A 26,903-nucleotide genomic window follows, 5' to 3' on the forward strand; every position below is an offset into this window, starting at 1 on the left:
GTGCCGCCGTCACCCAGCAACTGGAAGTCCGAGTCCGATTGTTCGGCGAACGAGTCCGGCATTGGGTCCGAGAGATCAGTGAGTTCATCGATCCCCGACGCAGGATCAGTGACACCCTCAGTGGCATTCGTGACGGTGAAGACTTTCACCGTTGCATTTTCGATCGCTTGGCCGTTCTGGTTCTCAACCGTGCCACTGATCGGACCCGTTGGTGTCAACGTTCCCGTCGACACCAGATCCGTCCAGCTACCGGTCGTGTGTTCGGTCTGGGTCTGCAGACGGACCGTGTACTCTTCCTCGTCGGAGAGGTTCTCGATGTCGATGGTCGTGAAGTCGTACGGGACGGTGGTGTGGGTGGTCCATGTCGATGTGTTCGTCTCGCGGTACTGGACTTCGACCTCGCCGTAGTTGGTTGTCACCGTCTCACGGTCGACGGTGATCTGGCCCTCCGCCGGCGTCGAGAGTACAGGTTGGTCGTCGGCTGGGAGCGTGGTGGTGGCCGAGGTCGTGCTCTTGATCGTGCTGTCGGAGTCGGCGACGACGCGAACGTCGTACGCCTCACCGTTCAGGAGACCGGTGAGAGTCTCGCTAGTGGTTGAACCGGAAAGCGTCGAGAACGTCGACCATGTCGACGCCGACGTCGGCTTGTATTCTACCCGAGTCGTACTAACCTGGTTCGCGCTCCAGGTTAGATACGTCGAGGTGGAATCGGTTGCAGAGGTTGTCAGACCGGAGAGAGAAGTGCTCCCTTCAACAGGCCCAACGTGACCGAGCGTGTGGAGCTCGTGTCGTGAACCGGAGGAGTCCTTTGAGTGGGAGGTGTCGAAGGCATAGAGCGAATTGTCGTTTGACCCGACGTACACCACCCCGTTAGCGACTGTCGGCGATGACCTGACACTTCCCCCAGTGGCTGCACTCCACTTCTGAGACCCCGTATCGGCGTCGATCGCGTATAACGAGTTATCCCATGATCCAACGTATACCGTCCCATTTGCCACTGTCGGAGAGGAGTCAATACGGCCCCCAGTCGCAAAGCTCCACTCCTGAGTTCCCGTACCAGCATCGAATGCATAGAGCGAATTGTCGTCAGACCCGACGTACACCACCCCGTTAGCGACTGTCGGGGAGGATTTGATATTGTCGCCAGTCGCTGCGCTCCACTTCTCGGTTCCCGTATCGGCATCAAACGCGTGTAACGACTGACTGTAAGACCCGACATACACCGTCCCATTTGCCACAGTCGGGGATGTCCAGTGAATATTCCCCCCCGTTGCTGTGCTCCACTTCTGAGTCCCCGTATCGGCGTCAAACGCGTATAACGAGTTATCCCATGATCCAACGTATACCGTCCCATTTGCCACGGTCGGCGAGGATTTGATATTGTCGCCAGTGGCTGCGCTCCACTTCTGAGTCCCCGTATCGGCGTCAAACGCGTATAACGAGTTATCCCATGATCCAACGTATACCGTCCCATTTGCCACGGTCGGCGAGGATTTGATATTGTCGCCAGTGGCTGCGCTCCACTTCTGAGTCCCCGTATCGGCGTCAAACGCGTATAACGAGTTATCGGCAGACCCGACGTACACTGTCCCGTTAGCGACCGTCGGAGACCCAGATATACTGTCGCCAGTGGCTGCGCTCCACTTCTGAGTCCCCGTATCGGCGTCAAACGCATACAGTGAGCCGTCGTACGATCCGAGGTACACCGTCCCGTTTGCTACTGTTGGTGAGGACTGGTATATGGAACCCCCTGTTGCTGTGCTCCACTTCTGAGTCCCCGTATCGGCGTCAAACGCATACAGTGAGCCATCGTACGATCCGACGTACACTGTCCCATTTGCTAACGTCGGCGAGGAGAGGACATTATCGCCTGTCGAGGTATTCCAAATCTTATCCCCTGCCGCCGCGGCCGCTGTCCCGGACTGTTCCTCTGTCACAGGCTGCGTCCCGAGGAATGCGATCCCGCCGACGAACGTCGACGTGACGACGAGGACGGCGACAACCCCAGGCAGAGCCTGCCTGCCAGCAGTTCGAATCGACGTACCGGAGACAGCCTCGATCACCTGAGGCGCGACTGGATGCCCGACGGCCACGACCGTCGCAAGCACGACCGGCGACGCCGTGGCGACGATCGCCTTGAGCGCCACCGAGGGCAGGCCGACCTGGGCGAGCCGAACGGCGTTGACAGCGAGATCGGCGACGCCCGGCGCAGCGACGAGTACCGCGCCGACGTGGGCAACACGTACGCCGCGGTAGCGGTAGGACCAAGTGCGACGGAACAGCGCGAACGCGCCGGCAGTGTAGCCGATCCCGAGCACGCCGGCACCAGCCCAGCCGACGTGGTCGGCGAGCGCAGCGGTTGCCGGGTTGGCCTCGTGGACCTGCCCCGTCCCGACGAGCGCGACGGTCAGGATGAACGCCAACGCCGTCGTCGACAGCGCCGTGAGTTCCAGCCGGCGCAGGGTGAGTTGGCGGGCGATGCGACTCAGTGTGGATGTTTCGGACATGGATGGTGAACCTCGATTACGACGCGGCGAGCAGCACGGCGAGTGGCGAGAAAAACACGACGCCGATCACGCCGCCAACTGGTGCGACGACGGCCAGCGGCAGGATGGTCAGCGACGCCTCGGCGCCGAACGAGAGCCCCTCGAACAGCGCGATCACGCCGCCGAGTGTCCCGAACGCAAACGAGGCGACGACGAGGGTAAACGCCAGTGTGGCGCCGGTCGAACGGCGGTTGTGGCGTGGCGGGGTTGCGGTGGACATCAGCGATACCCCGCGGCAGCGGCCTTCATCGCTGAGACTGCCTCGGACATTTGGCCGCCGTCCTCGAGCCGGGAGATCATCTGCATGATCTCGCGCTTCTCCTCGCTGCGGACGAACGCGATGACGATCGTGAGGATATCCACGTCGGAGTGATCGCCCGCACGCTTCAGCTCGAACAGCTTCTCGCGAGCGTCCTGCTTGATTTCCTCCGAGACGTTGTCCTTGCGCCCATCCAGCCACTCGTCGAGCACCTCGGCGAGCTCCTCCTTCGATCGCGGCTTCACGATCACGCCCGTCGAGTACCCGCCGGAGATGTAGCCGATCTCCTCGTTGACGCGCTTGCGGTGGCGTTGATCGCGAACGGTCTCCGTCGGCGGCCGGATCGTCGGCTCGCTGAGTTCGACTTCGCAATTCCGGTGGTGGTGTGCGTCGGGATCGTGCTCGAGGCACTCCTCCTCGAAGAGCCACGCGCAGAGTTGCTGGAGTCGGCCACCGGGGAGCGCCGGCGTCTCGAACAGCGTCGTCGAGCACAACACCGTCGCCGTCTCGAGCAGGATCCCCTTCGCGATGATGCGGTCCTGATCGTTCGGATCTGGGTGCCACGTCCCGGCCGGGCCGGGATTGTCGTCGGCGCCGTCGCCGACGCCGTACTCGCCGGCGTCCTGGCCGCGATCGTCGTCGTCATAGTCGGTCATCTCACCCCAGTAGTTGTTTCGGGGGTAGCCGTCGCTATCTGTGTCGTCGCGTGTGCTGGGCATTGTGGATCTGGAGAAGCAGCTATTCATTCGGTCGTCGCATGGCCTTGCGACCTGGGCTCGCCCGTTTCCCGTCGACCCTGGCCGGCGGCTTTTCTCCGCTGGCAGTGGTCTTCGGGTTACATCACCGCGGTGGTGTCCGGACTGCGACGCCTTCTCGAGCGGATACAGGGGGGCCGAGTTTAAAAACGCAATTCAGGCGGTGTCAAAAATCACCCGTGTGTCTGTGGCACTTCGCAATCATCGACGACGATGGAGTTTTAGCCACAGCAGTGCGATGATCCGGTGGCTCCAGTACTGGGGCCTTTCCTACGACTCGGTGCAGGGGTCGGCGGTGATCCCTGCCGCCGACTCTCAAAAGATGTCGATAATCTAATTGTTTTCGCATGTGATAATTAGGACCTACTCCTTTTACCCCCTCACTGAATTTCTATGGGTAGATGCGACCAGGCAGGCACGCTCTCGTGTGGTAATGTGTGCCTTCCGCCGGGTCGTAGGAAAACACAATGAAAGCGAAACTCAAAGCAGTACTCGACGACGATCGTGGCGTGTCACCTGTAATCGGAGTGATACTAATGGTTGCGATCACGGTGATTCTGGCCGCTGTGATCGGTACTTTCGTTTTAGGCCTTGGCGACAGTCTCGAGCAGGCGCCGCAGGCGCAGCTGGAGGCCGAGTACGATAGTACAGACAGTGAAATCGACCTCGTCCACAACGGCGGCGACACCCTGGACGGGGGCGACATTACCGTCAAATGGAGCGGTACTGCTGCAGGTGGGAGTGCTAACCAGTTTTCAGGAGAATTGAGTGTCGGGGGCACCCAAGCGGTTGTTACGGGATTCAGTAGCGAACCCACTAGTGGCACTCTGACTATCGTTCACGATCCGTCGGAATCGATCCTCTTCGAGAAGGAGTACTAACAACCATGAAATCGAAACTCAAAGCGTTACTCGACGACGATAGTGGTGTCAGTCCTGTGATCGGCGTGATCCTCATGGTCGCAATCACGGTGATTCTGGCCGCTGTGATAGGGACCTTCGTTTTAGGCCTTGGCGACAGCCTCAATCAGGCGCCGCAGGCGCAGCTAGAGATTGCCAGCTCGGCCGGGAACTCGGATCTCGAGATCTCGCACAACGGTGGCGACAGCATCGTCGCTGGCGACCTCAGGATCACGGTGGACGGTGGGTCAGCTCAAACTCTGGACAACGCAGGTGCAGGATACGCTGCGGAGGATGAATTCTCCGTCGGCGAGACGGCCCAAACCAGCATTGGGGTGTCCGGTGGAGACCGTATCCGGCTCATCCACGTCCCGTCCGAATCCGTGCTGTTGGACGCGACTGTCGGGTCGTAGCCAGCCTGATTAACCCACCGTTAATTTCTTTGTACGAATGCCGATAACCGACGAGTACGGCGACGGGCTCGCACGCGTCGACGCCGATGTCGTCGCTGATCCGAGTGACTACGACACCTTCGTCGCCGTCTTCGCTCGCACGTACTCGCACTCGGAGAATCCCGCCGCACTCGTCGATCTGTACAACGACTTTCAGAAAGCCCGGGCGAAGCGCCCAAACGCGGGGAGTAGTAGCCTCGCGAACAAGCTCGGTGTCCCACGGTCGAACATCCGGCGCTGGACCGACGATGGCGCGGTTCCCTACGTCGTCCAAGGGCTGCAGACTGCCGAAACGCGCGGGTGGATACCGATGTCGTTCGACAGCGTCGAGTTTCGCGCGATGAACCGGCTCATCGCGTGGGTGCTGTCTTCGGGGTCGATCCACGGCGAGCGATGGGGCGTCCAGTTCGTCGTCGACGACGATCGGGCACGCGACCGAGTGGAGGCAGCGCTGACGATGCTCGATCTCGAAGCTCGAGAGTACGACGAGGCGGGGACCAACATCAACGGGACACTCCTCGGTGTCAGCGCAGATGGATCGGTACTGGGTCGCGTCCTCTACAGCCTCGGCGCGCCGAAGGGCGACGACAAGCAGCGCCCCGACGTGCAACTGCCGCCATATCTCGATCGAGCGCCCGAGGGCATCAAGCGGGCGTGGCTCACGGAGTACCTGCAGAATCGCCGGCGCGAGCAGGATGGTGACCCGTGGATCTCCTTCGGCGAAGATCGGCCCGCTGTCTATCAGCGCCAGTTCGTCGAGCTCGTGGAGGACGTGACGGCCGCGTCGGCGTCAGCCTCCGAGACGGATATCTACGTGAGCGCGGCGGCGGTGCGGGAGCTGGGTCTAGCTTAGACTGTTTCGCTAAGCCAGTTGCTTAGATTACCGCGCTAAGCAACCCGCGCTTCCCGCCGCGGCGCCGCCAGCGTCTCGTCGACGACAACCCAGCCAGCCTCAACGCACTCGATCAAGTCGTACTCGTCCAGCTTCTTTCGGTAGTTCACCACCGACTGACGTGTGCTCTCGCCGCCGAGATTCTGGTAGTGCTCGTAGATCCGTTGCGGACGTAGGGGCCCGTGCTCCCGGATCGCTCGGTAGACGAGATGGTGATCGCGGCCGAGACTCTCCAACTGCTGTTTCCGGATGCGATCGTGCGCGCGCTCGAAACAGTCGTCGACATCCGCCGGCTGGACAGTCGTGTGCCCGCGCTCGATGCCCAGATCCACGGCGCTCCGGAGTGCTTGCACGCCAAATCGGGCCGACCCGCCGGCCTCGGCGACGATCCGCTCCAGTTGGCTATCGTCGATGACGCCGCGCTGGAGGGCGACCGTCCGGCGAGCGTCGAGGATGTCGAACAGCGCGGTCGTGTCGTAGGGGTCGAACTCGACGATCTCCGCAAAGCGCAGTCGGTCGGCGTGATCCGGCACCTGCCCCAGTGCGTTCGATCGCTTGTGGCCGATCAGGATCAGCGAGAGCCACTCGGCGCGGGCGAGGTCCGCCAGCAGCTCGGGCTCGTCGAGGCCGGCGATCTCGTCGAGGATCACGACGAACGGTTGCTCGCGGGATGCGATCCAGTCCGCGAGTTCGCCCGTACTCGCGCTCGGCTGCGCGATCGGGGCGGGGTGGGCGTCAGCGATATCTCGGAGTGCTTGCCAGCGCGTCTTCGACGTGCAGGGCACGTATTCGTAGTCGACGCCCCACTGCTGGGCTTCGTCGAGCAGAAACTTCGCCGTCGACGTTTTGCCCACGCCGCTGGGCCCGATCTCCCACACCGAGCCGGCCGGCTCGCCCTCGGTCGCCGGTTCGAGCACGTCGCTGATCCGCTGGAGTTCCGGCTCCCGGCCCGGCATGGCGTTCGGGAGATAGTTCTCTTTCAGCTTGTCCGGTTCCACGTACATGGTTGTGTGGTGAAACGTGGGTCCTACATAAAGGGCTGCAGAGGGGGTTTGCAAAACTCCGTGTTAAATCCCTGGGGAGAGGGTTTTCGAAAACCCCCCCTTCGGCCTTATACGGAGGTTGAGGCCGTCGGGTGAGATATGGCGACGAGCCAGGACGACTGGGAGGTCGAGCGCATCGGCCCACCGGGCGATAAAGTGGAAATGGAACTGGGCAGCGACGGCGACACCGATCTCGTCCGGCTGCATCGTGGCGGTGAAACAGTGACGTTCCGCGTCGAAAACGAAATCGCCGAGCCGGTCGGTGACGTACCGGAGTGGGCCGAGGCTATCGCCCACCGTCTCGGCGTCGATCGGGTCAAGCAGCGATGACCGCCTGCGTCACGTCCGGCGCCCGCAGTGTCGTCGAGATCACGCCGCAGTCCTGGTCGGCCAGGATCTGCACCGCCGCGGCCGGCAGTCGGTCGCCGGTGATCGTCGCCTCGATCGTCCACTCCGCGCGCGGGCCCTCGTTGGGGTCGAGCACGGCAGCGCCGAGCACGTCGTCGATCGCCTCGAGCCCGCGTTGCACCACCTGCGCGCGCTCGCGGGTCGTGCGTGGACAGCGGCTCATTCGTCCACCGGCTCGTAGTCGCCGTCGACGCGCTCGACGAGCTCGTGATCCTCGCCGTCGAACGCCAGCGCGACGCGGTCGTAGTTGGTTTGGCGCTGTTCGTAGGTCAGCACCTGCTCGCGGGCCATCAGCGGTCCTCCGCGTGCTCGCGGATGAACGCGAGCGCAGCGTCGCGGGCGTCTTGTTCAGTGCCGCCGGCGTGGATCTCGCTCGACGAGCTCGGCAGCGGCTCGGCGTGGAAGATCACTCGGACCGTGCCCGTGGCGTCGACGCGCTCGCCGCGGTTGAACGCGGCAGCGCTGCGGGTCGGCAGCTCGGTCCGGACGCGGAGCACGGCGCCGTCATCACGCTCGAAGCGCGCGAGCTCGGTGGTGTCAGTCTCGATCCAGTTGGCAGGCAGTTCAACTCGGTCGGTGCCGTTTTCACGGCTGGAGTGCGTAGTCGACATCGTTCTCGCCTCTCCGAGAACAACCGGGCCGCGTGTGACAGCACGCGGCCGACCATTCATTCGGCGAAATGGCCCGCGAGCGCCCGGTGTTCTCAACTCAACGTATGCGTCGCTAGGTACTTAGTGATTGCGCAGTTCTACGAAAATGGGCCCAGTACTGAGTACCTAACTGGTGGAGAGCGACTCACGGCCTTTTTCGGTGATTCTGTAGAGGTTAGTCTCCTCTTCCTGCTCGATCTTCTCCACGCGGCCTTCATCTACCAACTCAGCCAAGTAATTCGAGAGAGTCCGGCGCTCAAACGTGGACCCACGCATCTTCGCGTTACGGAAGAGTACGTATGGAGTGAGCGCCAGCCCAGATTCATTAAGAATCTGGAGAACTTGCTGTTTCCGCTCCTCCTTACCCATTGTTTCGGCGTTCTCCGCAGTATCCATAGAACCACCGAATGTATCACTTCCCTTTCCTGTGCAGCTCGGCCCATTACAAGGCATACTTGCAGAGTACGGCGCAACCTATATGTAGGTTGCCCTGTATGCTTGCAATGCGCGCCGCTGGTGAGGCGATAGTCGGTGCCTACGGTAGAAGGGCGCCGCCGGGGTCTGGGCCCCGTCGACGCCTCGCCGCGCCGTATAACCACATGCAAACACACGCACTGCGGGGGCTTGAACCTCCCGCAACGACGGTCGGTGGCAGTGACCTGGCACACGCCGACGCCCCGTGCCATCCAAGCAAACTGGGCGGCGGCGTGCGGGTCACGGCCTCGAATCGCACGCAGACCACCCCTGGAGAGGGTCATCTCCGCGACGACCAAGACCAATGAATCCTGACGATACACAGCCGGATAGTTGTACTGCTAATTCACCATCCTACAAAGACGCTGAGGCGCTTCGCTGCCTGTACTGGGACGAAGGGCTTACTGGCGTCGAGATCGCCGACCGGTTCGGAGTTCATTCCTCTACGATTTACAGATGGATGGACCGCCACGGTATCGAGCGCCGTGATCGGTTGGACGAGATCAAGAAGGCGCGCCGGGTCGAATACGCGACCTTCGGCCATACTGAAAATGGCTACGAACGATGGAGCACGGCCGATACGGAGGGGAATCACGACCATTTCCGGGTTCACCGACTCCTAGCAATCGCTGAATACGGTCCAGAGGCCGTCGGTGGGAATGTCGTTCATCACGAGAACGGCATCCCGTGGGACAATCGACCATGCAATATCGAGGTGATGGGGCGAGGAGAACATTCTGCTCTCCACCACGGGCAACAGGAGAGGGCAGGGTTGGAGAAAAACTCAGATAGCGGGAGCCGTGGGGCAGACCCCGGCAATGGGGGTCGACGATGACTGGTAAAGACGGCTTTGGCGCACCGGCTTCCCAGAACAACCAGATCTGCGATCACTGCGGCCAACCGTACACCCACGCCACGACGGCTGGCCCCGGCCGGAGCACGCGCTCCTGTGGCTGTGACGTGGTGGTGATGGCGGTCGCCGACAACACCGACAACGCCTTCGCGAACGCCGCGATCCGCGCGCTGAACGCGACAGGCGACGTGAGGACGGCCGCACGGATCCACGAGGGCGCACGCGGGCGGCTCGTCACCGACGGCGGTCACGAATCCGACTACGAGTGTCGCCACTGCAGCTGGGCGGGCGACGAGTGCGACCGTCGCGATCACTATCCCGTCTGTCCGGAGTGCAGTCGGATCGTCGAGGTTCGACAGGAACTCGTCGCCGATGGCGGCGTGCCGGAGTCGTTCGACGATCTCGCGTCGACGTGTGAGACCTGCGGCGACGACGTGGATCCTGAGTACCTGATCGAGGGCGAGTGTCCGGGCTGTCACTACCGACCGGTCGCCGATGGCAGTACCACCTGGACGGACCTCACCGGGTTCAAGCGCGACTTGCTCGAGGCGATCCGTCGGCTTGAGAACGACAGCGAGACCACCTACGGACTGGCGATCAAGGACGAGGTCGAACGCGTCTACGGGGAGGAGATCCTCCACGGCCGGCTCTACCCCAACCTCGACGACCTCGTCGAGGCTGGCCTGATCGAGAAGGGCCAACTCGATCGCCGGACCAACGAGTACCAGCTCACCAGCGAGGCCGAGGCGATGCTCGAACAGCGAGCGCGCCTGCTCGCCGATGCCTGCGGGATGGAGCAGCCCGTCGCCGACGGGGGTGACCAGGCATGAACGTCCTGTTCGACTACCCGGCCCGCCCGACTGCACAGGAAGCCATCCGCACGGTGTTCGCTACGGGGGCTCTTTCGATCACAGCCGGACTCGCGTTGTCCGGTTGGGTTGCGCTGGGTGTCGTGTTCGGCGGGAGTGTCACCGACGCCCTGTTCCAGTCGGCCGGCGTCGTCTTCTTCACCGGCTTCGGCATGCTGGCGATGGCCGCATCGCTGCTCGCCTATCACGCCCGCCGTCGCTACCAGGTCGTTCCTCGTGAGGAAGTCGCGTCCGATGGAGGTGAGTCGGCTTGAGCCGATCCGACGACGGCGGTCCCGACCACGCGTTCCCGAGTGACGAGATGTGGTCGGCCTATCGCGACGCCGAGATCGGCGTGGGCGACGTGGTCGTCGACCTTTCCCGCACCACATCGCTCCAGGTGACAGGCGTCGCGAGCAAACGCGCCGGCGAGCACCCGAAGGTCCGATCGGACCGCACAGCCGATCTGTTCGGCGTCGACGAGGACGAACTCGTCTACCACTGCGTGTTCCTGCCCGACGGCGACGACGCGATCAGTCCGCCGAGCAAGACCTACGCCTACCCAGCGAGCCGGCTGCTCCGCTACCCAGTCGAGGAGGCGACGCCGAACGAGCGTCTGCAGCGAGAGTGGCTGACCAACGTCCTCGAGGAGCTGGCCGTCGAAGCCAACGAACTCGGCGCCCAGCAGCGAATCTGTCTTCGAGAAGTCGTCTCCAACGCCTTCGGGAGCGAGGTGGCTGGACTCCTCGAGGAGTTCGTCGAGGCCGCAGGAGGTGAGGCCTGATGGCTGGCGCCTACTCCGACGCCGAGCTCGCGAAGCTCGAACGGGTCGGCCAGCGCCGCACCGCCGAGGCGCGCATGGACATCCGGCAGCGTCACCTGACCGAGTTCCACGGAGGTGGGCGATGAGCCGACTCGACTGGCCGCGTGGGTGGGAGCGTACACCCGCTCGCCAGCGCGAGAAGAACCCGCGGTTCGACGCCTCGATCGCGACGACGACCGACGCGCTCGCGACCGAGATGGAGCGCATGGATGTCGACGAGTGGCGCGGGTCGATCGGTAACACCCACACGAAGTCGAACGGCCTCCCGCTCCATAACGCCAACCCGGACGATCCGGGGTTCGTCCTCCGGTGGAGTGACGACGGCGAGCAGTTTGCCGTCGCCTGCGACGACTACTCGCGACTTCGGGACAACCTCCGCTCGGTCTATCTCTGGGTTCACGAGACGCGGATGCGGGCCCAGCGACCGGTGAAGACCGGCGACGCGGAGTTTGCTGCGGCTCGGCTGCCCTCCGGCGACGACGAGGACGCGCTCGTCGCGACGGCGGCGCCCCACGAGATCCTCGAAGTCGCACCGGACGCCGACGAGCCGGTCGTGAAAGCTGCGTACCGGCAGCAGGCGAAGTCGGCGCACCCTGATCAGGGCGGCGACCCTGCCGAGTGGCAGCGACTCACCGACGCAAAGGAGGCGATGCTCGGGGGTGAGTCGGCATGAGCAAGCACGATAGCTCTCCAGAGGCAGTCTACAAGCTGTCGACCTCCGTCTCGCCGCCCCGAGAGCCCTCGGCGTACCGCATCACGGACCACTTCCGCTACCGGATGAACCACCGGCAGAACCCCAGTGTCGACGGCGACATCATCCGTCGCTGCTTCGAGGACGGCCGGATCAAGAACACCGCGCAGGCAGATCGGTTCATCTTCGAGCTCGACGCTGATCACCGCTGGTGGCTGATCGTCGAGCTCCGCGACGAGGCGTTCTTCCAGGAGTCGGAGAAGCACCGCGCGCTGACGGTGTTCGCGAAGGGGTCGGACCACGATGCAGAGGGGTGGTCGGTATGAGTATCGATCTCCCCACCCAGGAGGAACGTAGCGACCGCAATCTCCGGGACATCTGTGAGGAGATCGTCGAGGACGACGGCTTCAGCGACCGCGCCCAGAGCATGGCTCAAACACTGCTCGACGGCATCAAGGAGGGCCGCATCGATGTCAATTAAGGTCGAGCCAGCGGTCGATCAGGTCCGCACGCGCTTCGGGATCTTCCCGGACCTCCTTCCGCATCTCCATCAGCTGTTCGGCTCGCTCCGGGCCAGACTGGGCGATCTCTTCGACCAGGAGGTCGTCGACGGCCTCCGCCTGCTCAGCGGCTCCGGGCTCGAGCGCCTGCCCACACCAAACGCAGAGCGACCGCTCGCGTGGCGTCTGTTCGCCACACCGCGGGCACTCGATCGGGGCGATCTTGTCGTCCTCCTGATCAGGAACTTCGGCACCGTAGACGCGAGCGAGTTCGCGGTCCGACTCCTCTGCGAAGACGCTGACGTAGCGCGAGGCGACCGAGCTTCCGCGCACCCAGCCGTGATGATCCTCGAGGTGGGCTTGGTTCATCCCCTTCGAGGCCAGATGGGCCGCGCTGGACTTCCGGAAGTTCGTCGGCGTGACCGGTTTCGTTACCTCCGCACGCTCAGCGACGCGCTTCAGGAGCTGATTCTTCATCGTACGGGAGACCTCCTCGTTGCGGCCGAGTTTGGACCACAGCGGGGCCGATGGGTCGTCGCCGGCCGGGTGATTCCGGAGCCAGTCACGGACGTAGGGGACCGCCGGGATCAGCGTGATCGAACGCTGGCCACGCTTCCCGTTGACTGTGACCTGGAGGCCGTATTCGGAGTCGGAGATGTCACCGACGGTGAGGCTGGCGTACTCGCCACCACGGAGTCCGGCATCGAACAGCAGGGCAACAGCGGCCGCGTCGCGAGTGTTCATCGCCGCGTCGAGCATATCCTGCACTTCGTCATCCCACCGAAGCATCTCGCCCGGATCGGGAGCGGGATCGTACGTGGAGGATGTTCCCGAGGGGACCCAGGACAGACTATCGGGGATCTCGTCACCGTCGGTCACGTGACGGCCGAAGACGCGGATCGCGGCTCGGTAGTCACGGTTCGTCTCCTCGTTGGAGAACTCCCGGTTAATCCACGCAACAGTCTCCTCGGCGTGGTCTCGGTCGTCCAGCAGGCTCGCAACGTCGCCGTGTCTCTCAGCCACGAGGACCAGATGCCGGAGGAGTTTGATCTTCCGGTTCAGGGAGTAGCGACTGGAGAGCAGGTCGAGCTGGCGTCGGAACTCGTCGAGGATGTCGCGATCACCCTCCGCGATGTCGTCGCTCTCGTGGATTCGATTGACGAGGTTCTCGTAGCGAGTCTCGTTCGCCATGCTAGTACTGGTGATCCGGCGTCTTTTATAACTACAGCTTTCAACTTAGGATTGCAAGCTCGGTCCAGGCTCTTCTCGTCGAGCGAAGTGAGACGTGAAGAGCCGTCGCCGGGCGTCGAGCAGGCGAGAAAGGCGCAGCGAACGGAGTGAGCGAGCATTTTCTCGCCGTGTTCGACTCCCGGTCCGGCCGCCGCCTCGACTCCCGGCCCAATCAGTTCACTCCGCTCTCGATTCAGCCACTCCCCCGCCCCGCGCCGAGCCACCACCGAACGACCAAAGCACGGCAACCTGGGAGCGTCGTCGACGCCGTCGGAACCCATTTCCACGACCAGCGAGAACTATCGCCCGAATGGCCTACGAACCGTGGCAGGCGCTGTTCGCCGGCACGTTCCTCCTCCTGTCCGGGGGGATCCACGTGGTCGCCCCCTATCAGGCCGCCCGGAAGGCGGCGATGGAGGACGGCAACGAGGACGCCGTCGCCGACGAGTGGGAGATCGACGCGACTCAGATCATCGCCGGGATCACCGCGCTGGTCGGGCTGGCGATCCTGGTCCGCGCGGTGGTCCCGTTCTGAGTCGCGGTGAGAGTCACAGGAGTTACGTACTGGGCTCCGTAGCCACGGGCAATGCCGGACGGCGATTCCGCCGACGAGAGCGTTCGGGAGGCGATCGACCAGTCCGAACACGGCGCCCCCGCGGCGGGGGCGGTGCTCCGCGACCAGTTCGAGACCCACGAGATCTTCCAGCGGATCATCGCCGCCGCCGACGAGGAGGCCACCACGGGCCAGCGCGAACTGTTCTTCAGTAGCCTCGCCGCGGGGTTCTCGATCACCGTCACGTTCCTGCTGTACGCGTCGCTGACGGCGGCGACGGACGGCCACCCGATCCTCAGCGCGCTGCTGTACCCGCTGGGATTCGTGTTCATCATCCTCGGCGGCTACCAGCTGTACACCGAGAACACGCTGCCGCCGGTCGTGCTGGTGCTGGAGCGGCTGATGAGCCTCCCGCGGCTGTTCAAGATCTGGGGCATCGTCATCGTCGGGAACTTCGCCGGCGGCGGGTTCGGCGCCCTCGTCCTCGCCCGGACCGGGGTGCTCTCCCCCGAGGCGATGGACGCCGCGACGTACCTCGCCGAGAAAGGGGTCCGGACCGACTTCTGGCCGCTCTTCTTCAAGGCGGCGTTCGCGGGCGTGATCGTCGCCGGCGTCGTCTGGCTGGTGTACGCCGTCCGCGACAGCTTCACCCGGCTGGTGATCGTCTACCTGGCCTTCCTCGCGGTGCCGCTGGGGAACCTGTATCACTCCGTCGTCTCCTTCACGGAGCTTGCGTACCTGGCGTTCGCGGGCTACGACGTGTTCCTCCCGGGACTCCTCTGGTTCGTGTTCCCCGTCCTGCTGGGCAACACCGCCGGCGGCGTCGTGCTCGTCACGGTGGTCAACTACTTCCAGACCACCGAGGAGCGACTGGACATCGCCCGCCGCGACGGGTTCGACCGGGAGCTCACCGTCCGCGAACTGCTGCTCGGTGGGATGGCCGGGCGCTCGTACGTCCACAAGATGATCCACAAGGAGCGGGAGTAGGTCGCGGCGCCGAACCCGCGAGTCCGGGACAACGGTTATCACGAGCGGGGGAGAGGGTTCTCGCATGGCGTACGCACTCTGGCAGTACGTGCTCGCGGGCGGGTTCCTCCTGATCGCCGGCGGAATTCAGGCCGTCTCACCGGGTATGGAGCCCGTTCCGGAGAGGGAGAACTACGCCCGCGTCTCGCGCGGGATCGGCACGATCGTGATGGCCGTCGGCATCGGCGTGCTCGTGCTCGGTGCGTGGCGGTTGTTGTAGCACCCCGATACTGTTTTGTAGCTGTGGCAGCTACTTTCCGGTCGTAATGGGTGAAGTCTGCTCGACGTGCGGGCTGCCTGAGGAACTCTGCGTCTGCGAGGACGTGGCGAAAGAGTCCCAGCAGATCAGCATCCGCATCGACGAGCGCAGGTACGGCAAGGAGGTAACGATCATCGAGGGGTTCGATCCGAAAGACGTGGACATGGACAGCCTGTCCTCCGACCTGAAGTCCAAGTTCGCGTGTGGGGGCACCGTCGAGGACGGCGCCATCGAGCTCCAGGGGAACCACAGCGGCCGCGTGGAGGACTTCCTCCGCGACAAAGGCTTCAACGTTGCCTGACCTCCCTGTGCCGACCTGATTCTCACACCGCAGTACGTGGGAACTATGTCGGACCCGCACTGAGAAGTATCGTGTTCAGAGCCGCCGCTCTCGCGATCGTGCTCTTGCTCGTCGGCGCCCAACCGGCGGTCGCCGTCGCCGGAGCGCCGGCCGTCGACGGCCCCGTCGGGGAGGCAGGCGCCGCCGAGACCGCGTCGGCGACCATCGCGGTCGACACCGTCCTCTCGCTCACGCCCGAGCAACCGGGCTCCGTCGGCGTCGTCCAGACGTTCGACACGCCCGACGAAGTGACCGAACTCAGGGTCACGCTCGATTCGCGGTCGACGGTGACCGCAGCCGAGGGGTTCAGCAACCTCGAGGGCGACACCTGGGAGTGGGACGGCGAGACCGCCGAGCCGCGGCTCCGCTACGAGCTGGCCGTCAACCGGACCAGCGACCGGGCGGGGCCGATGGCGAGCGGCGGGTCGTACCTCTACACCGACGTGGGCGAGTGGGCGCTGATCCAGCAGCCCAACGTCGGCTTCGAGTGGCGAACCACCGGATCCGTCAGCGTCGAGCGCACGACTCGCGTCGACGGCGCGGGCGCCGTCGGCGGCGCGACCGCCTTCCTCGGCCCGCACGAGGAGTACACTCGGGAGGTCGCCGGCCAGGAGATCCGGCTGATCGTGCCCGACGACGCCGACCTCGCGGACCCGCCCGAACGGATCCTCGACGGGCTCGGGAACGCCTCGCGCGAACTCAACGTCGGCGACCGCGACGCGACCGTGTTCGCCGTCGCGGCGCCGACCGGGCGTGTGGACTGGGCGGTCCAGGGGGTACAGGTCGGCGACACCGACTTCTGGGCCCAGGCGAACCGCCCGATCGACGCCGTCGGGAGCACGTGGCTCCACGAGTACGTCCACACCCGGCAGTCCTTCCGGACCTCCGAGAGCGGTCGGTGGATCACCGAGGCCACCGCGACGTGGTACGCCGCACTCCTGAGCCACCAGCAGGAGGGCGTCGGCTTCGCCGCCCTCTCGGAGTACCTGGAACGGGGCACCCGGAGCCCGCAGGCGGGGTCGGTGCTCGCCGATCCGAGCGACTGGGCGAACAACGCCCACTACTGGAAGGGCGCGCTGGTCAGCGGCGAACTCGACCGCCGGCTCAGACTGGCGACCGACGGCGGCGCCACGCTCCAGCGCGTGCTCGCGTCGCTGAACGACCACAGCACGGTCACGAACGGGGACGTCCTCGCGGCCGTCGCCGAGGCGGGCACGCCGTCCACGCGTGACGCCGCCGAGCGACTGACCACCACCAGCGACGCCCCGGACGTGTGGGACCGCGAGGCCCACCGGGACGCGTTCGGCGGCGACGCCGCGTTGCTGCGCGTCGGCTTCGACCCGGCGACCGATCTGCGGGCGACCGACCCGTACCGCAACGCGACGACCCCCGCCCCCGTCACGCTCGCGGCCGGCGAGCGGCTCTCCGTCCGGACCGTCGTCGAGAACCTCGGCGGCGCGACCGGCGAGTACGTGGTCACGCTCCGAGTCGACGACGCGGCGGTCGCCGCCGCCAACGGGACGCTCGCTCCCGACGGCCGAACGGCGGTCTCGCTCGTCCACCGGTTCACGGAAACGGGGCGTTACACCGCCACGGTCGCCGGCGAGCGCTTCACCGTCACCGTCCGTCAGCCCGCGAGCCCGAGCGTGACCGACCTGACGGTCGAGCCGGCGACCGTCGAGCCCGGCGGCGAGGTGACGGTGACCGCCACCGTGACCAACGACGAGTCGGTGCCCGGCAACGCGACGGTCGCGTTCACCCGCGACGGCGAGACGGTGACGACGCGGACCGTCTCAGTCGGACCGGACGGGCGCGAGACCGTCACCGCAACGATCGAACTGTCCGAGGCTGGGCAGCGAAGCGTCGGCGCCGGCGGGCAGGCCGTCGCGGTGCGCGTGGCCTCGCCCAGCGAGACCAGCGCCCCCGGCTTCGGCGCGCCGGCCGCCGTGGCCGCGATCGCCGGCGCGCTCGGGCTGCGACGCCTCCGTTCGAGTCGGTAGGAAGAGTAACGTCGGCGGCTCAGAACGGCGCCGGCCCCTCGTCCGGCTCCGATCGCCCGTCGTCGGAGCCGGACTCGATCGGCCCGTCCCAGGCACTCAGGCCGCCAGCCATGCTCTCGACGGTGGCGTCGGCGGTCCCCTCGTAGGACTCGATCAGTTTCGCGGCCTGGACGCTCGATTTCCCGTGCGGGCAGACGGTCACGACGTGGTCGGCGTCGGCGAGTTCGGCCACCCGGTCGGGGAGCTGCCCGAACGGGAGGTTCAGGCTGCCGGGGATGTGGCCCCGCCGGAACGCCGCCGGGTTGCGGATGTCGACGACCGTCGGCGCGGCGCCGTCGGCCAGCAGTTCGGCGACCGAACCGGGCGAAATCTCGTCCATACCCGCCGTAACGGAGCCGACGGGTTGAAGCCCACGAACCGTCCCCAGTCGTCGCCCCCGGCCGGGGAGCGCGGACCGGCTACAGCAGCCCTTCGGCGTCGGCCAGCGAGAGCCCCTGCAGCGTGGCGTCGTTGGTCGGCCGCGAGCGGACCGTCGACATCGCCTCCTCGGTCGGGACCGCCCGCGGGGTGAGGAACTCGTTGGCGTCGAGGTCCTGCTCGGTGGGTTCGAGCCCCTCCGCGAACACGTAGGCGCGCTTGTGCCTGAGTAGGCCGGTCGCGACCCAGACCTCCTCCAGCAACGACAGCGAGTCCGCGCGGAACCCCGTCTCCTCCTCGAGTTCTCGCTCGGCCGCGGCGGTGAACGACTCGCCGGCCTCGACGACGCCGGCGGGGAGTTCGAGCTGTTCGTGCCGGATCGTCGGCCGGTACTGCTCGACGAACAGCACCTGGTCGTCGGTGATCGCGGTGACCACCACCGCGGTCGGGAGTTCGGCCCAGTAGTAGCGTTTCCGGCTGCCGTCGGGCTGTTCGATCAGGTCGTAGCCGCCGACGAACCAGCCGGTCTCGTACTCCGCGTTGCTCTCGATCACTCGCCAGTCAGGATGCGGTTCCGGAAGCGACTCGTGGCGACGACCGTCCTCGGGTGGGTAGTCGCTCATCGCGCTACTCGTCGTTCTCGCCGGCGTCGTCGTCGAACAGCGGCCGGTAGATCCGGCCGAACGCCTGCCGCCGGAGGGTGGCGACGGCGGCGTCCTCCTCGGATTGGAACGTCGCCGCCACGGCCGTCCCCGCGGCGGGCGAGGCGTGCCAGACCACGCGGTCGACCTGCTCGGAGCCGTTCTCCCGGACCTCGTACTCGGGGTGGTCCTCGCGCCAGGCCTCCCACTCCTCCCGGTCGCCGACGGTGACGGCGAGCAGCGACGCGAACAGCGCGTCGCGGGCGGTCTCGACCACCTCGCCGGTGACGCGCTCGTCGTACTCCTCGCGGTCGAACGACATCGCCTTCGCGGTCTCGCGCACGACCGTCCGGGCGGCGGGGCCGACTGACTCGAACGCCTCGACCGCGTCGGCCTCCGTCTCGGGGGAGAAGACACCTTCCGTTCGCATACGCGACCGTCCGGGCGGCGCCGGCTTACCGCTGGCGATGCGGGGCGATCAGGCGTCGTCGCCGTCGGCCGCGTCGTCGGCACCGCCGGTCGCGTCGTCGTCGCCGTCCGTCGCGTTCTCGCGGCGCTTGCGGGTCATCTCCCGGGCCTCGGCGACGGCCTGCTCGGCCGCCTCGTCGATGAAGCCGGAGTCGGGGACCTCCGCGGGGTCGGCGATCTCCTCGGTCGGGTGCGTGCCCGCGTGGTCGTGATCGTGATCGCCGCCGTCCTCGGTCGGGATCTCGACCTCGGCGTCCTCGGCCGTCGCCGCGTCGTAGTCGATCTCCTCGGCGTCGTCGACGATCTCGGCGGCGAGTTCCGGCGGGGTGTAGTCGCCCCAGTCGGCGACGCGGTCGTCGAGCCAGGCCTCGTGGTCCTCGGCGTGGAGCATCGCGGTCATCGCGAGGTGGTTCGCCAGGTGCTCGTCGTCCTGCTGTGGCGAGCCACAGACCGGACAGCGGTATCCCATACCGGACGGTCGCCCCGGAGGGGGAAAACAGATGCGCTCGATCGGCTCGTCGGCGGGTGAGTCGGGCGTTTCGACGTTCCCACCAAACCGCCTAAGCGGACCGCAGACCAACCGCCTGTATGGATCGACGGACGTTCATCAGGTCGACCGGCGCCGCCGCTGCCGTCGGGACGACGGCGGGCTGTCTCGGCGCCGTGGGGCTCGGAGACGCGAACCCGAACGTCGTGCTCGCCGAACCCGACCGCCCCTTCGAGAGCGAGGACGTGCCCTACCCGGCGTGGGGGCAGCGAATCGCCGACGTGAGCCTCCCCGCACCGCTGGCCGGCGGATCGCGAAACCTTCGCGATCTCGGGACGCCGGGGCTGCTCACCTTCTTCTACAGCCACTGCCAGACGGTCTGTCCCGTCCTGATCGGCACGCTCCGGAACGTCCAGGCCCACGCACAGACGAACGAGTACGCCGACGAGGTGGCGTTCGCGCCGGTGACGTTCGACCCCGCCCGGGACACCGCGGACCGGCTCGAGGCCTACGGGGAGGAGATGAACGTCACGACCGCCGCGGACGGCTGGCAGTTCCTCCGCCCCGAGTCGAAGGAGCGGGCCAAGACGGTCGTCCAGGAGCAGTTCGGCGTCGACTTCCGGCGCACCGAACCGGAGGACATGGAGACCTACATGTTCGCCCACACCTCGCTGACGCTGCTGGTCAACGCCGACGGCTACGTGGAACGGGCGTACCAGACCTCCTCCCCCGACCAGGGGGCGATCATCGACGACCTGACCGAACTCCGCGAGGCATGAACCGACGCCAGGCGCTCGCCGCGCTCGCCGGCGTCGGCCTGACCGGCGGGAGCCTCTGGGCGACCCGCGACCTGTCCGGCGCGGGCACCGGCGACCTCCCGATCCGCGTGGAGACGATCGACGCCCCCGGCTCCGAAGCGGGAACGGCCCCCGTACCGACGCCGGACCGCGTGACGGTCGTCGACCTGTTCGCGACGTGGTGTGCGCCCTGTGACGAGCAGGTCGGGATCCTGGACGAGGTTCGGCGGGAGTACGACGACGTGGCGTTCGTCTCGGTGACCAACGAGCGCCTCGGCGACTCGTTGACGAAGGAGGACATCGCCGACTGGTGGACCCAGAACGGCGGCGCGTGGACGGTCGGGCTCGACCCCGGCAGCGACCTCATGGCCGCCTTCGGGGCGGACGGACTGCCGTACATCGCGATCACCGACGCTGACGGGACCGTGCAGTTCGAACACGGCGGCCTCGTCGACGCGGACAGGCTCCGGACGGAACTGGACGCGGTGACCGGGGATGGCTGACGCGGGGACCGTCGGCGTCGTTGGCTTCGCCGCGGGCGCGGGCGTGACGACGTTTTTCGCCCCGTGTGCGTTCCCGCTGCTGCCGGGCTACGTCGGCTACTACCTCAGCGAAAGCGATCAGCGCGTGGCGGCGGTCCCGGCCGCGGTCGCGGCCGCCGCGGGGACGCTACTGGCGCTCACAGTCGTTGGCGGCCTCGTGCTCTCGATCGGCCGGCCGTTGACCCGGGCGCTACCGCTGTTCGAACCGCTCGTCGGCGTCGGCCTCGTCGTCTTCGGCGTCGTGACGCTCCGTGGGGGCGCACCGCTCCTCGAGATCCCGTTGCCGCGCCGGCCGAACACGCTGGTCGGATTCGGTGCCTTCGGCGCGGTGTACGCGATCGCGGCCGCGGGGTGTGTCGTCCCGCTGTTCCTCGGCGTCGTCACGCAGGCGCTCGCGCTCGAGGGCGCCGCGAGCGGGGTCGCACTCGGGGCGTACGCGCTCGGGGTCGCCGCCCCGCTCGCGGGCGTGACGCTTTTGACCGGCGCCGGCGTCGATGGCTGGCGCTCGGTCGGTGCGTACACGGGACGGATCCGGCAGGCCGCCGGCGTCGTGATGGTGCTCGCGGGGCTGGGCCAACTCTCCCTCGCCGTGGTCGTCCTCGACGTGCTCTAAGCGGGGTGGTTCCACGCCTCGATGTCGAGCACCATCACGAAGGCGTCCTCGCCGTCGTCGTAGTAGCCGGGCACCCGTCGGACGCGATCGAACCCCACGTCCTCGTACAGCGACTGGGCCACCTCGTTGCCCTCTCTGACTTCGAGTTTGACGACGCTGGCGCCGCCGACGGCCATCGTGAGCAGGACGCGCCGGAGCAGCGCCCGCCCGATCCCCCTGCCCTGTACCTCGGGGTGGACGGCGATGTCCTTCAGGTGCCCCAGGTCCCGACCCTGGGTCGAACTCACGTCGGCGATGGCGTAACCGACGACGGCGCCGTCCCGGACCGCGACCAGGAAGCCGGGGGCGCCGAGGAACCGCTCGAAGGAGGCGAACGGCCACGGCTGGGAGAACACCGCCTTCTCGATGCGGAACACCGCGAGGAGGTCCGCCCGGTCCGCCTCGCGGACGACGAGGTCCCCAGCGTCCGACGCCTCCGGGGTTGAAGTCACACGTTCGTGTAGGCCGGTTGGCGGCATAAACGCCGTGGCCGGGGCAGCGCAGTCGCTCGGTGACGGGAAAAGAACGGAAAACCGTGGGTCGCGAGCCGCGAACGGGTTCAGTCGCACAGTCACGGCAACACGCTCCTCGAGAGTGACACGGCGGTCACTCTCGATCGCGAGCCGTGCCTGGCTTAGTCGTCCGCGGGTGCGGCGCCGCTGCCGTCCTGGGCCTGCTGCTTCGTCCACGAGAGCTTGCCGCCGGCCGCGAGGATCTCGCGCTCGCGCTCGGAGGCGTCGAGGTGGGCGGTGCCCTCCCACTCGTCGTTGACGCGGAAGGTGAACTCCTCCTGGCCGGAGCGGACGCCGGCGCCCACGTCGTCGACGATCTCGACGTTGTCGCCCTGCTCGATTCGCTCGTAGTCGTCCTCGTCGATCGTCAGCGGGACGAGGCCGAAGTTGAACAGGTTCGCCTTGTGGATGCGGGCGAAGCTCTGGGCCAGCACGCCCTCGACGCCGAGGTACATCGGGCAGAGGGCGGCGTGCTCACGCGAGGAGCCCTGGCCGTAGTTCTCGCCGGCGACGAGGAAGCCGCCGTCGGCGTCCAGCGCGCGCTGGGCGAAGCTCTCGTCGACGCGGGAGAGCGTGAACTCGGAGAGCTTGGGCACGTTGGAGCGGAACTTCAGGATGTCCGACGTGGCCGGGATGATGTGGTCGGTCGTGATGTTGTCGCCCATCCGGAGCAGCACTTCACCCTCGATGTCCGACTCCAGGGCGTCCTTCAGCGGCACGTCGCCGATGTTGGGGCCCTTGATGAGCTCGTCGTCGACGGCCTCGTCGGGCGAGATGAGGTCGGCGTCGTGCTCGTCGTAGCCGCGGCCGAGCTCGAAGCCGGGGTCCTCGAGGTCGCCGAGTTCGTCGGCCAGATCGCGCGGGTCGACGATCTCGCCCTTGATCGCGGACGCGGTCGCGACCTCCGGCGAGCAGAGGAAGACGGAGTCGTCCTCGATCCCCGAGCGGCCCTCGAAGTTGCGGTTGAACGTCCGCAGCGAGACGGTGTCGCTGCCGGGGACGTGGCCGATCCCGATGCAGGCACCACAGGTCGCCTCGGAGAAGTTGACGCCGGCGGCCATCAGTTCGGCCGTCCAGCCCTCGCGGGCGAGCATCTCGGAGGCCTGCTTGGAGGCGGGCGCGATGATCATCTCGGTCTTCTTGTCGACCTCGCGGCCCTCCAGCATCTTCGCGGCCGGGAGGATGTCCTCGTAGGCGCCGTTGGTACAGGAGCCGATCATCACCTGCTCGACGGACTGGCCGGCCGCCTCGCGGACGGGCACGACGTTGTCCGGCATCGACGGCTCGGCGATCATGGGCTCGATCTCCGAGAGGTCGACGACGATTTCGTCGGCGTACTCCGCGTCCGCGTCGGGCTGGAGGTCGACGTAGTCCTCCGAGCGGCCGACCTCGTCGAGCCACTCCTTCGTGCGCTCGTCGGTCGGGAAGATCGAGGAGGTGGCGCCGAGTTCGGTCCCCATGTTGGTGATGGTGGTCCGCTCGGGCACCGAGAGCGTCTCCACGCCCGGGCCGGTGTACTCGAACACCTTGCCGACGCCGCCCTTGACCGAGAGCCGGCGGAGCAGCTCGAGGATCACGTCCTTCGCGGTGGCCCACTCGCCGAGTTCGCCCTCGAGGCGGATGTTGACGACCTCGGGCATCTCGACGTAGTAGGCGCCCCCGCCCATCGCGACGGCGATGTCGAGGCCACCCGCGCCGATCGCGAGCTGGCCGAGCCCGCCGGGCGTCGGCGTGTGCGAGTCGGAACCGAGGAGCGTCTTGCCGGGTGCGGCGAAGTTCTCCTTGTGGACGTTGTGACAGATACCGTTACCCGGCCGGGAGAAGTGGGCGCCGAAGGTGCCCGCCGCCGAGCGTAGGAAGCGGTGGTCGTCGGTGTTCTTGAAGTCGAACTGGTAGGTCTGGTGGTCGCAGTACTGCGCGGCGAGTTCGGTCTGGACCTCGTCCATCTCCAGCGCCTCGAACTGCAGCCACACCATCGTCCCGGTGGTGTCCTGTGCGAGGACCTGGTCGATCTCGATACCGATCTCCTCACCGGGGGTGAGGTCGCCCTCGACGAGGTGGTCGTCGAGGATCTGCTCCGTGATTGTCTTTCCCATATCGTCCTTAGATGGGCTTGGAACGGTGATAAATCCGGCGAGAACGAGGAGAGATCCCCACGCCGGCACGACGACGGGCGAGAGGCGCTCACGACGCCTTCGGCAGGGTTTTGCCGCCGGGGCCGAACCTCCGACCATGTTCTGCTCCGGAGCCAGCGTCGCCGCCGCCGTCGACGGCGCCGACGACGACGCGGTCCAGCCAAACGGCGTCGACCTGACCCTCGACGCCGTGTTCGAACAGACCAGCCCCGGCTACGTGGGGCGCGACGGGAAGTCCGTCGGCGAGCGATCCGAGGTCGAACCCCACGGCGGCGAGCCGCCGATCTACCGGCTCGAACCGGGCGACTACGTGGTTCGGTACGGCGAGCGTCTGGCGGTCCCCGAGGACAGCGTCGGCTTCGTGCTCCCGCGCTCGACGCTGCTGCGCAACACCTGCTCGCTGGACACCGCCGTCTGGGACGCCGGCTACGAGGGCCGCGGCGAGGGGCTGCTGCAGGTCGGACGAGCGATCGAGATCGAGCGGGGCGCCCGGATCGGGCAGTTCGTGCTGGCCGATGCCGACAGCGAGGGGACGTACGACGGGAGCTATCAGGGGGAGAACTGAGGCGTCGACGGCGACGCCTCTCACGGGTAACGTCCTTCGCCGGAGAAGCGGGCTGAGAGGGATTCGAACCCCCGACCGTCTGGTTAAAAGCCAGACGCTCTGCCAAGCTGAGCTATCAGCCCTCACTCCAACCCAGTACGACCACCGGGTAAGCGTTTACGGTTCCCCGGAAGCTAAGCCCCCGCCGGCCAACGCCCCGTCATGGACATCCGGACGTTCACCGAACACCTCATCGAGTTCCCGACTGTCGACGGCGGGGAGGCCGAGGCCGCGGCGTGGACCCGGGAGCAACTGGACGCGCTCGGCTTCGAGACCGACGAGTGGCTCGCCGACGCCGACGCGCTCGCGGGCCACCCCTCCTTCCCCGACGATCCCGCGCTGATCGACACCGCGGACCGCCCGAGCGTCGCCGGCGTGCTGGAGTTCGGCGACCCCGACGCCGGACCGACGCTGGTCCTCAACGGCCACCTCGACGTGGTGCCGGCCGACGAGGACGCGTGGTCGTCTGACCCGTTCGAGCCCGTGTGGGGCGAAACCGACGACGGCGCGGAGACCCTGACCGCCCGCGGCGCCGTCGACATGAAGGCGCCCGTCGCAGCCTGCGTGTTCGCCGCGCTGGACGCCGCCGAGCGCGCCGAGGCGGCCGACCTGAACGGCCGGCTCGTCGTCGAGGCCGTCGCCGGCGAGGAGGAGGGCGGCATCGGCGCCGCCGCGGCCGCGCTCTCGAACCCCTACCCCTTCGAGCGCGACGCCGCCATCGTCGCCGAACCGACCGAGTTGACCCCCGTCACGGCCGTCGAGGGGACGGTGATGAAGCGCCTCGAGATCCAGGGTCGGGCGGCCCACGCGGCCTCGCGCTGGCGCGGCGAGGACGTGCTCCCGCACTTCGAGCGGATCCGTGCGGCGTTCAAGGGGCTCGAAGCCGAGCGCGGCGAGACCGTCACCCACCCGCTCTACGAGGAGTACCCCGTCCCGTGGCCCATCGTGATCGGCATCGTCGAAGCCGGCAACTGGGCGTCCTCGGTCCCGAGTTCGCTCACCGCCGAGATGCGCTTCGGCGTCGCGCCGGGCGAGACCGTCGACGAGGTGGAAGCGCAGTACGAGGAGGCGCTCCAGGCGGTCGTCGACGGCGACGAGTGGCTCTCCGAGCACCCGCCGTCGTTCGAGCGCTTCTCCATCCAGTTCGAACCCGCCGAGACCGACGCCGACGAACCGATCGTCCGGCACCTCCAGGCGGCGATGCAGGAGACCGGGCTCCCGAACACGGATCCGCGGGGAGCGACCTACGGCGCCGACTCGCGACACTACGTCGCCGCCGGGATCCCGACGGTCGTGTTCGGTCCCGGCAGCATCGAGCAGGCGCACTTCCCCGACGAAACCATCCGCTGGGCGGACGTGGAAGGGGCCAGAGAAACGATCGCCGAAACCGCCGTCCGATACCTTCAGTCGTAGCGCTCGGCGAGCGCCTCGGCGAGCAGCTCGCCCGGCGTCTCGTTGCGCATCGACGCCTCACGCCGGAGTTCGCGGTACTGCTCGACCGGCAGCGAGAGGTCGATCCCGCCGAGCTCGATCCCCTCCTCACGCAGCGCCTCGCGTGCCGGGACGCCGTCGTTGACCCGGCTCGCCAGCGAGCGCACCTCGCGGACGGTGAGGTCGTGGTCGAGAGTCGCCCAGGCCAGATCCAGCCGTGCCGTGCCGTCGACCCGGGCGAGGTGTTTCGCCGCCGAGGGGGCGATGTCCCCCCGCGCGACGTGGCGCCGGACCGACTGCGGCAGGTCGTGGACCCGCGCCCAGGTCCGGATGAACGAGACGGAGACGCCGTCGGCGCGCGCTGCGGCGTCGCGGTAGGAGCCGACGCCGCGGACCAGCGCCGCACACGCCGCCGCCCCGCGGAGCATGTCGAGGTAGTCGCCCGTGGCGTCGCCGTCGGCAAAGGCCGCGAGCACCTCGGCCGCCCGCTCGACGCTCTCGGGGTCGTCGGGGTCGAAGTCGATCGCCTCGTCGGCGCGCTCGCCGGTGATCTCCGGGTCGGCGCGGACGACCGGCTCGCCGACCCGCGACCGACGGTCCGTCGAGGGGACCGGCGTCTCGTCGTCGGGGTCGGAGGGGGGCATCACCGGTCAGTTCGGCGCCGGCCGGGAAAAGCCTCCCGCGCTCGGCCGATCCGTTTCCGCTCGGACACAGTC

At 66.9% G+C, this 26,903-nt stretch carries 37 protein-coding genes, 1 tRNA gene and 1 pseudogene; 22 read left to right on the forward strand and 17 right to left on the reverse strand.

Going from position 1 to position 26,903, the window contains the following annotated elements; all coding sequences use genetic code 11:
* The 3 genes from BMZ83_RS12700 to BMZ83_RS12710 form a co-directional block, all read right to left on the reverse strand.
* Positions 1–2,507: outer membrane protein assembly factor BamB family protein (locus tag BMZ83_RS12700; RefSeq protein WP_143076964.1), on the reverse strand; the 2,507-nt coding region annotated here is incomplete at its 3' end.
* Positions 2,508–2,523: 16 nt separating this feature from the next.
* Complete coding sequence (locus tag BMZ83_RS12705) at positions 2,524–2,766, reverse strand: hypothetical protein (protein ID WP_074879242.1); 243 nt, start codon at positions 2,764–2,766, stop codon at positions 2,524–2,526.
* A complete protein-coding gene (locus tag BMZ83_RS12710; RefSeq protein ID WP_074879244.1) occupies positions 2,766–3,524 on the reverse strand; it encodes a hypothetical protein in 759 nt (252 codons plus the stop codon). Before BMZ83_RS12710 ends, BMZ83_RS12705 begins: the two co-directional genes overlap by 1 nt.
* A gap of 572 nt (positions 3,525–4,096) precedes the next feature.
* Here BMZ83_RS12710 and BMZ83_RS12715 point away from each other — a divergent pair.
* From BMZ83_RS12715 to BMZ83_RS12725, 3 genes are read left to right on the forward strand one after another with little or no spacing between them, the layout of a single operon-like run.
* Positions 4,097–4,441 (forward strand): type IV pilin, encoded by a 345-nt coding sequence (locus BMZ83_RS12715; RefSeq protein ID WP_394327206.1) that lies wholly within the window; start codon positions 4,097–4,099, stop codon positions 4,439–4,441.
* 5 nt (positions 4,442–4,446) lie between these two features.
* Positions 4,447–4,872 (forward strand): type IV pilin, encoded by a 426-nt coding sequence (locus BMZ83_RS12720; protein WP_074879248.1) that lies wholly within the window; start codon positions 4,447–4,449, stop codon positions 4,870–4,872.
* 37 nt (positions 4,873–4,909) lie between these two features.
* Complete coding sequence (locus BMZ83_RS12725; RefSeq protein ID WP_074879250.1) at positions 4,910–5,764, forward strand: hypothetical protein; 855 nt, start codon at positions 4,910–4,912, stop codon at positions 5,762–5,764.
* Between the two features lie 35 nt (positions 5,765–5,799).
* Here BMZ83_RS12725 and BMZ83_RS12730 read toward each other — a convergent pair whose 3' ends face one another.
* Complete coding sequence (locus BMZ83_RS12730) at positions 5,800–6,807, reverse strand: Cdc6/Cdc18 family protein (protein WP_074879252.1); 1,008 nt, start codon at positions 6,805–6,807, stop codon at positions 5,800–5,802.
* Between the two features lie 138 nt (positions 6,808–6,945).
* Between BMZ83_RS12730 and BMZ83_RS12735 the strand changes: the two genes are divergently transcribed.
* The gene (locus BMZ83_RS12735; RefSeq protein WP_074879255.1) at positions 6,946–7,176 is read left to right on the forward strand and encodes a hypothetical protein; all 231 of its coding nucleotides are present in this window, start codon (positions 6,946–6,948) and stop codon (positions 7,174–7,176) included.
* Here the strand turns inward: BMZ83_RS12735 and BMZ83_RS12740 are convergent.
* The 4 genes from BMZ83_RS12740 to BMZ83_RS12750 form a co-directional block, all read right to left on the reverse strand.
* Entirely contained in the window at positions 7,163–7,417 is a 255-nt protein-coding gene (locus BMZ83_RS12740; RefSeq protein ID WP_074879257.1) for a hypothetical protein, read from the reverse strand. The genes BMZ83_RS12735 and BMZ83_RS12740 overlap by 14 nt on opposite strands.
* Complete coding sequence (locus tag BMZ83_RS17375) at positions 7,414–7,545, reverse strand: hypothetical protein (RefSeq protein ID WP_255458117.1); 132 nt, start codon at positions 7,543–7,545, stop codon at positions 7,414–7,416. The genes BMZ83_RS12740 and BMZ83_RS17375 overlap by 4 nt, the downstream gene beginning before the upstream one ends.
* Entirely contained in the window at positions 7,545–7,865 is a 321-nt protein-coding gene (locus BMZ83_RS12745; protein WP_074879259.1) for a hypothetical protein, read from the reverse strand. Before BMZ83_RS12745 ends, BMZ83_RS17375 begins: the two co-directional genes overlap by 1 nt.
* A gap of 165 nt (positions 7,866–8,030) precedes the next feature.
* Entirely contained in the window at positions 8,031–8,300 is a 270-nt protein-coding gene (locus BMZ83_RS12750; protein WP_074879260.1) for a helix-turn-helix domain-containing protein, read from the reverse strand.
* Between the two features lie 382 nt (positions 8,301–8,682).
* Here BMZ83_RS12750 and BMZ83_RS12755 point away from each other — a divergent pair, with 382 nt between their 5' ends.
* Genes BMZ83_RS12755 through BMZ83_RS16940 form a run of 8 tightly spaced genes read left to right on the forward strand, consistent with a single transcriptional unit; the run spans position 8,683 to position 12,074 of the window.
* Positions 8,683–9,213, forward strand: a complete 531-nt coding sequence (locus BMZ83_RS12755; protein ID WP_074879262.1) for an HNH endonuclease — start codon at positions 8,683–8,685, stop codon at positions 9,211–9,213.
* A complete protein-coding gene (locus BMZ83_RS12760) occupies positions 9,210–10,061 on the forward strand; it encodes a PadR family transcriptional regulator (RefSeq protein WP_241729571.1) in 852 nt (283 codons plus the stop codon). Before BMZ83_RS12755 ends, BMZ83_RS12760 begins: the two co-directional genes overlap by 4 nt.
* Entirely contained in the window at positions 10,058–10,354 is a 297-nt protein-coding gene (locus tag BMZ83_RS12765) for a hypothetical protein (protein WP_074879265.1), read from the forward strand. The genes BMZ83_RS12760 and BMZ83_RS12765 overlap by 4 nt, the downstream gene beginning before the upstream one ends.
* Positions 10,351–10,863 carry a hypothetical protein gene (locus BMZ83_RS12770; protein ID WP_074879268.1) on the forward strand — a complete coding sequence of 171 codons (513 nt, stop codon included), beginning with the start codon at positions 10,351–10,353 and terminating at the stop codon, positions 10,861–10,863. Before BMZ83_RS12765 ends, BMZ83_RS12770 begins: the two co-directional genes overlap by 4 nt.
* Positions 10,863–10,988, forward strand: coding sequence for a hypothetical protein (locus tag BMZ83_RS17380; protein ID WP_255458118.1), 126 nt, complete (start codon positions 10,863–10,865; stop codon positions 10,986–10,988). Before BMZ83_RS12770 ends, BMZ83_RS17380 begins: the two co-directional genes overlap by 1 nt.
* Positions 10,985–11,575 (forward strand): J domain-containing protein, encoded by a 591-nt coding sequence (locus BMZ83_RS12775; protein WP_074879270.1) that lies wholly within the window; start codon positions 10,985–10,987, stop codon positions 11,573–11,575. Before BMZ83_RS17380 ends, BMZ83_RS12775 begins: the two co-directional genes overlap by 4 nt.
* Positions 11,572–11,919: a hypothetical protein gene (locus tag BMZ83_RS12780; RefSeq protein WP_074879272.1), complete on the forward strand. Its 348-nt coding sequence runs from the start codon at positions 11,572–11,574 to the stop codon at positions 11,917–11,919. Before BMZ83_RS12775 ends, BMZ83_RS12780 begins: the two co-directional genes overlap by 4 nt.
* A complete protein-coding gene (locus tag BMZ83_RS16940) occupies positions 11,916–12,074 on the forward strand; it encodes a hypothetical protein (protein WP_166623269.1) in 159 nt (52 codons plus the stop codon). Before BMZ83_RS12780 ends, BMZ83_RS16940 begins: the two co-directional genes overlap by 4 nt.
* Here the strand turns inward: BMZ83_RS16940 and BMZ83_RS12785 are convergent.
* The gene (locus tag BMZ83_RS12785; protein WP_074879274.1) at positions 12,067–13,284 is read right to left on the reverse strand and encodes a tyrosine-type recombinase/integrase; all 1,218 of its coding nucleotides are present in this window, start codon (positions 13,282–13,284) and stop codon (positions 12,067–12,069) included. The two genes, BMZ83_RS16940 and BMZ83_RS12785, sit on opposite strands and share 8 nt — an antisense overlap.
* A gap of 349 nt (positions 13,285–13,633) precedes the next feature.
* Here BMZ83_RS12785 and BMZ83_RS12790 point away from each other — a divergent pair, with 349 nt between their 5' ends.
* From BMZ83_RS12790 to BMZ83_RS12810, 5 genes and pseudogenes are all read left to right on the forward strand, one after another.
* Positions 13,634–13,858 carry a hypothetical protein gene (locus BMZ83_RS12790; protein ID WP_074879275.1) on the forward strand — a complete coding sequence of 75 codons (225 nt, stop codon included), beginning with the start codon at positions 13,634–13,636 and terminating at the stop codon, positions 13,856–13,858.
* A 51-nt stretch (positions 13,859–13,909) separates the two neighbouring features.
* A pseudogene (locus BMZ83_RS12795) lies at positions 13,910–14,833 on the forward strand (formate/nitrite transporter family protein); the annotation flags it as partial.
* A gap of 94 nt (positions 14,834–14,927) precedes the next feature.
* Complete coding sequence (locus BMZ83_RS16945; protein ID WP_074879279.1) at positions 14,928–15,122, forward strand: hypothetical protein; 195 nt, start codon at positions 14,928–14,930, stop codon at positions 15,120–15,122.
* A gap of 46 nt (positions 15,123–15,168) precedes the next feature.
* Positions 15,169–15,462, forward strand: a complete 294-nt coding sequence (gene yciH / locus BMZ83_RS12805; RefSeq protein ID WP_049979481.1) for a stress response translation initiation inhibitor YciH — start codon at positions 15,169–15,171, stop codon at positions 15,460–15,462.
* A 98-nt stretch (positions 15,463–15,560) separates the two neighbouring features.
* Positions 15,561–17,501: a hypothetical protein gene (locus tag BMZ83_RS12810; protein ID WP_177191575.1), complete on the forward strand. Its 1,941-nt coding sequence runs from the start codon at positions 15,561–15,563 to the stop codon at positions 17,499–17,501.
* Between the two features lie 19 nt (positions 17,502–17,520).
* Here the strand turns inward: BMZ83_RS12810 and BMZ83_RS12815 are convergent, their stop codons facing one another.
* The 4 genes from BMZ83_RS12815 to BMZ83_RS12830 all read right to left on the reverse strand — a co-directional run bounded on the left by BMZ83_RS12815 (position 17,521) and on the right by BMZ83_RS12830 (position 19,496).
* Positions 17,521–17,880, reverse strand: a complete 360-nt coding sequence (locus BMZ83_RS12815) for a rhodanese-like domain-containing protein (RefSeq protein WP_074879281.1) — start codon at positions 17,878–17,880, stop codon at positions 17,521–17,523.
* A gap of 79 nt (positions 17,881–17,959) precedes the next feature.
* Complete coding sequence (locus BMZ83_RS12820; protein WP_074879283.1) at positions 17,960–18,541, reverse strand: NUDIX hydrolase; 582 nt, start codon at positions 18,539–18,541, stop codon at positions 17,960–17,962.
* A 4-nt stretch (positions 18,542–18,545) separates the two neighbouring features.
* Complete coding sequence (locus BMZ83_RS12825) at positions 18,546–18,989, reverse strand: DUF5809 family protein (protein WP_074879285.1); 444 nt, start codon at positions 18,987–18,989, stop codon at positions 18,546–18,548.
* A gap of 48 nt (positions 18,990–19,037) precedes the next feature.
* A complete protein-coding gene (locus BMZ83_RS12830; RefSeq protein ID WP_074879287.1) occupies positions 19,038–19,496 on the reverse strand; it encodes a DUF5810 domain-containing protein in 459 nt (152 codons plus the stop codon).
* A gap of 119 nt (positions 19,497–19,615) precedes the next feature.
* On the opposite strand from BMZ83_RS12830, the gene BMZ83_RS12835 reads away from it, so the two are divergent.
* The 3 genes from BMZ83_RS12835 to BMZ83_RS12845 are packed head-to-tail and all read left to right on the forward strand — an operon-like array spanning position 19,616 to position 21,466.
* Positions 19,616–20,293: an SCO family protein gene (locus BMZ83_RS12835; protein WP_074879289.1), complete on the forward strand. Its 678-nt coding sequence runs from the start codon at positions 19,616–19,618 to the stop codon at positions 20,291–20,293.
* The gene (locus tag BMZ83_RS12840; protein WP_074879291.1) at positions 20,290–20,814 is read left to right on the forward strand and encodes a TlpA family protein disulfide reductase; all 525 of its coding nucleotides are present in this window, start codon (positions 20,290–20,292) and stop codon (positions 20,812–20,814) included. Before BMZ83_RS12835 ends, BMZ83_RS12840 begins: the two co-directional genes overlap by 4 nt.
* Positions 20,807–21,466, forward strand: a complete 660-nt coding sequence (locus tag BMZ83_RS12845) for a cytochrome c biogenesis CcdA family protein (RefSeq protein ID WP_074879293.1) — start codon at positions 20,807–20,809, stop codon at positions 21,464–21,466. The genes BMZ83_RS12840 and BMZ83_RS12845 overlap by 8 nt, the downstream gene beginning before the upstream one ends.
* On the opposite strand, the gene rimI is transcribed toward BMZ83_RS12845, so the two are convergent.
* Together rimI and BMZ83_RS12855 are read right to left on the reverse strand one after the other, a co-directional pair.
* Positions 21,463–21,957: a ribosomal protein S18-alanine N-acetyltransferase gene (gene rimI, locus BMZ83_RS12850; protein WP_074879295.1), complete on the reverse strand. Its 495-nt coding sequence runs from the start codon at positions 21,955–21,957 to the stop codon at positions 21,463–21,465. The two genes, BMZ83_RS12845 and rimI, sit on opposite strands and share 4 nt — an antisense overlap.
* Before the next feature lie 182 nt (positions 21,958–22,139).
* A complete protein-coding gene (locus BMZ83_RS12855; protein ID WP_074879297.1) occupies positions 22,140–24,113 on the reverse strand; it encodes an aconitate hydratase in 1,974 nt (657 codons plus the stop codon).
* A 136-nt stretch (positions 24,114–24,249) separates the two neighbouring features.
* Here BMZ83_RS12855 and BMZ83_RS12860 point away from each other — a divergent pair, with 136 nt between their 5' ends.
* Entirely contained in the window at positions 24,250–24,717 is a 468-nt protein-coding gene (locus BMZ83_RS12860) for a deoxyuridine 5'-triphosphate nucleotidohydrolase (protein WP_074879299.1), read from the forward strand.
* A 48-nt stretch (positions 24,718–24,765) separates the two neighbouring features.
* Here the strand turns inward: BMZ83_RS12860 and BMZ83_RS12865 are convergent.
* Positions 24,766–24,839, reverse strand: a tRNA-Lys gene (locus tag BMZ83_RS12865).
* Between the two features lie 79 nt (positions 24,840–24,918).
* Between BMZ83_RS12865 and BMZ83_RS12870 the strand changes: the two genes are divergently transcribed.
* The gene (locus tag BMZ83_RS12870; protein ID WP_074879301.1) at positions 24,919–26,169 is read left to right on the forward strand and encodes a M20/M25/M40 family metallo-hydrolase; all 1,251 of its coding nucleotides are present in this window, start codon (positions 24,919–24,921) and stop codon (positions 26,167–26,169) included.
* Here BMZ83_RS12870 and BMZ83_RS12875 read toward each other — a convergent pair.
* A complete protein-coding gene (locus BMZ83_RS12875; RefSeq protein WP_074879303.1) occupies positions 26,160–26,831 on the reverse strand; it encodes a DUF7119 family protein in 672 nt (223 codons plus the stop codon). The two genes, BMZ83_RS12870 and BMZ83_RS12875, sit on opposite strands and share 10 nt — an antisense overlap.
* Between the last annotated feature and the right edge of the window lie 72 nt (positions 26,832–26,903).

The sequence above is a fragment of the Halolamina pelagica genome (genome assembly GCF_900115675.1).
Taxonomy (GTDB): Archaea; Halobacteriota; Halobacteria; order Halobacteriales; family Haloferacaceae; genus Halolamina; species Halolamina pelagica.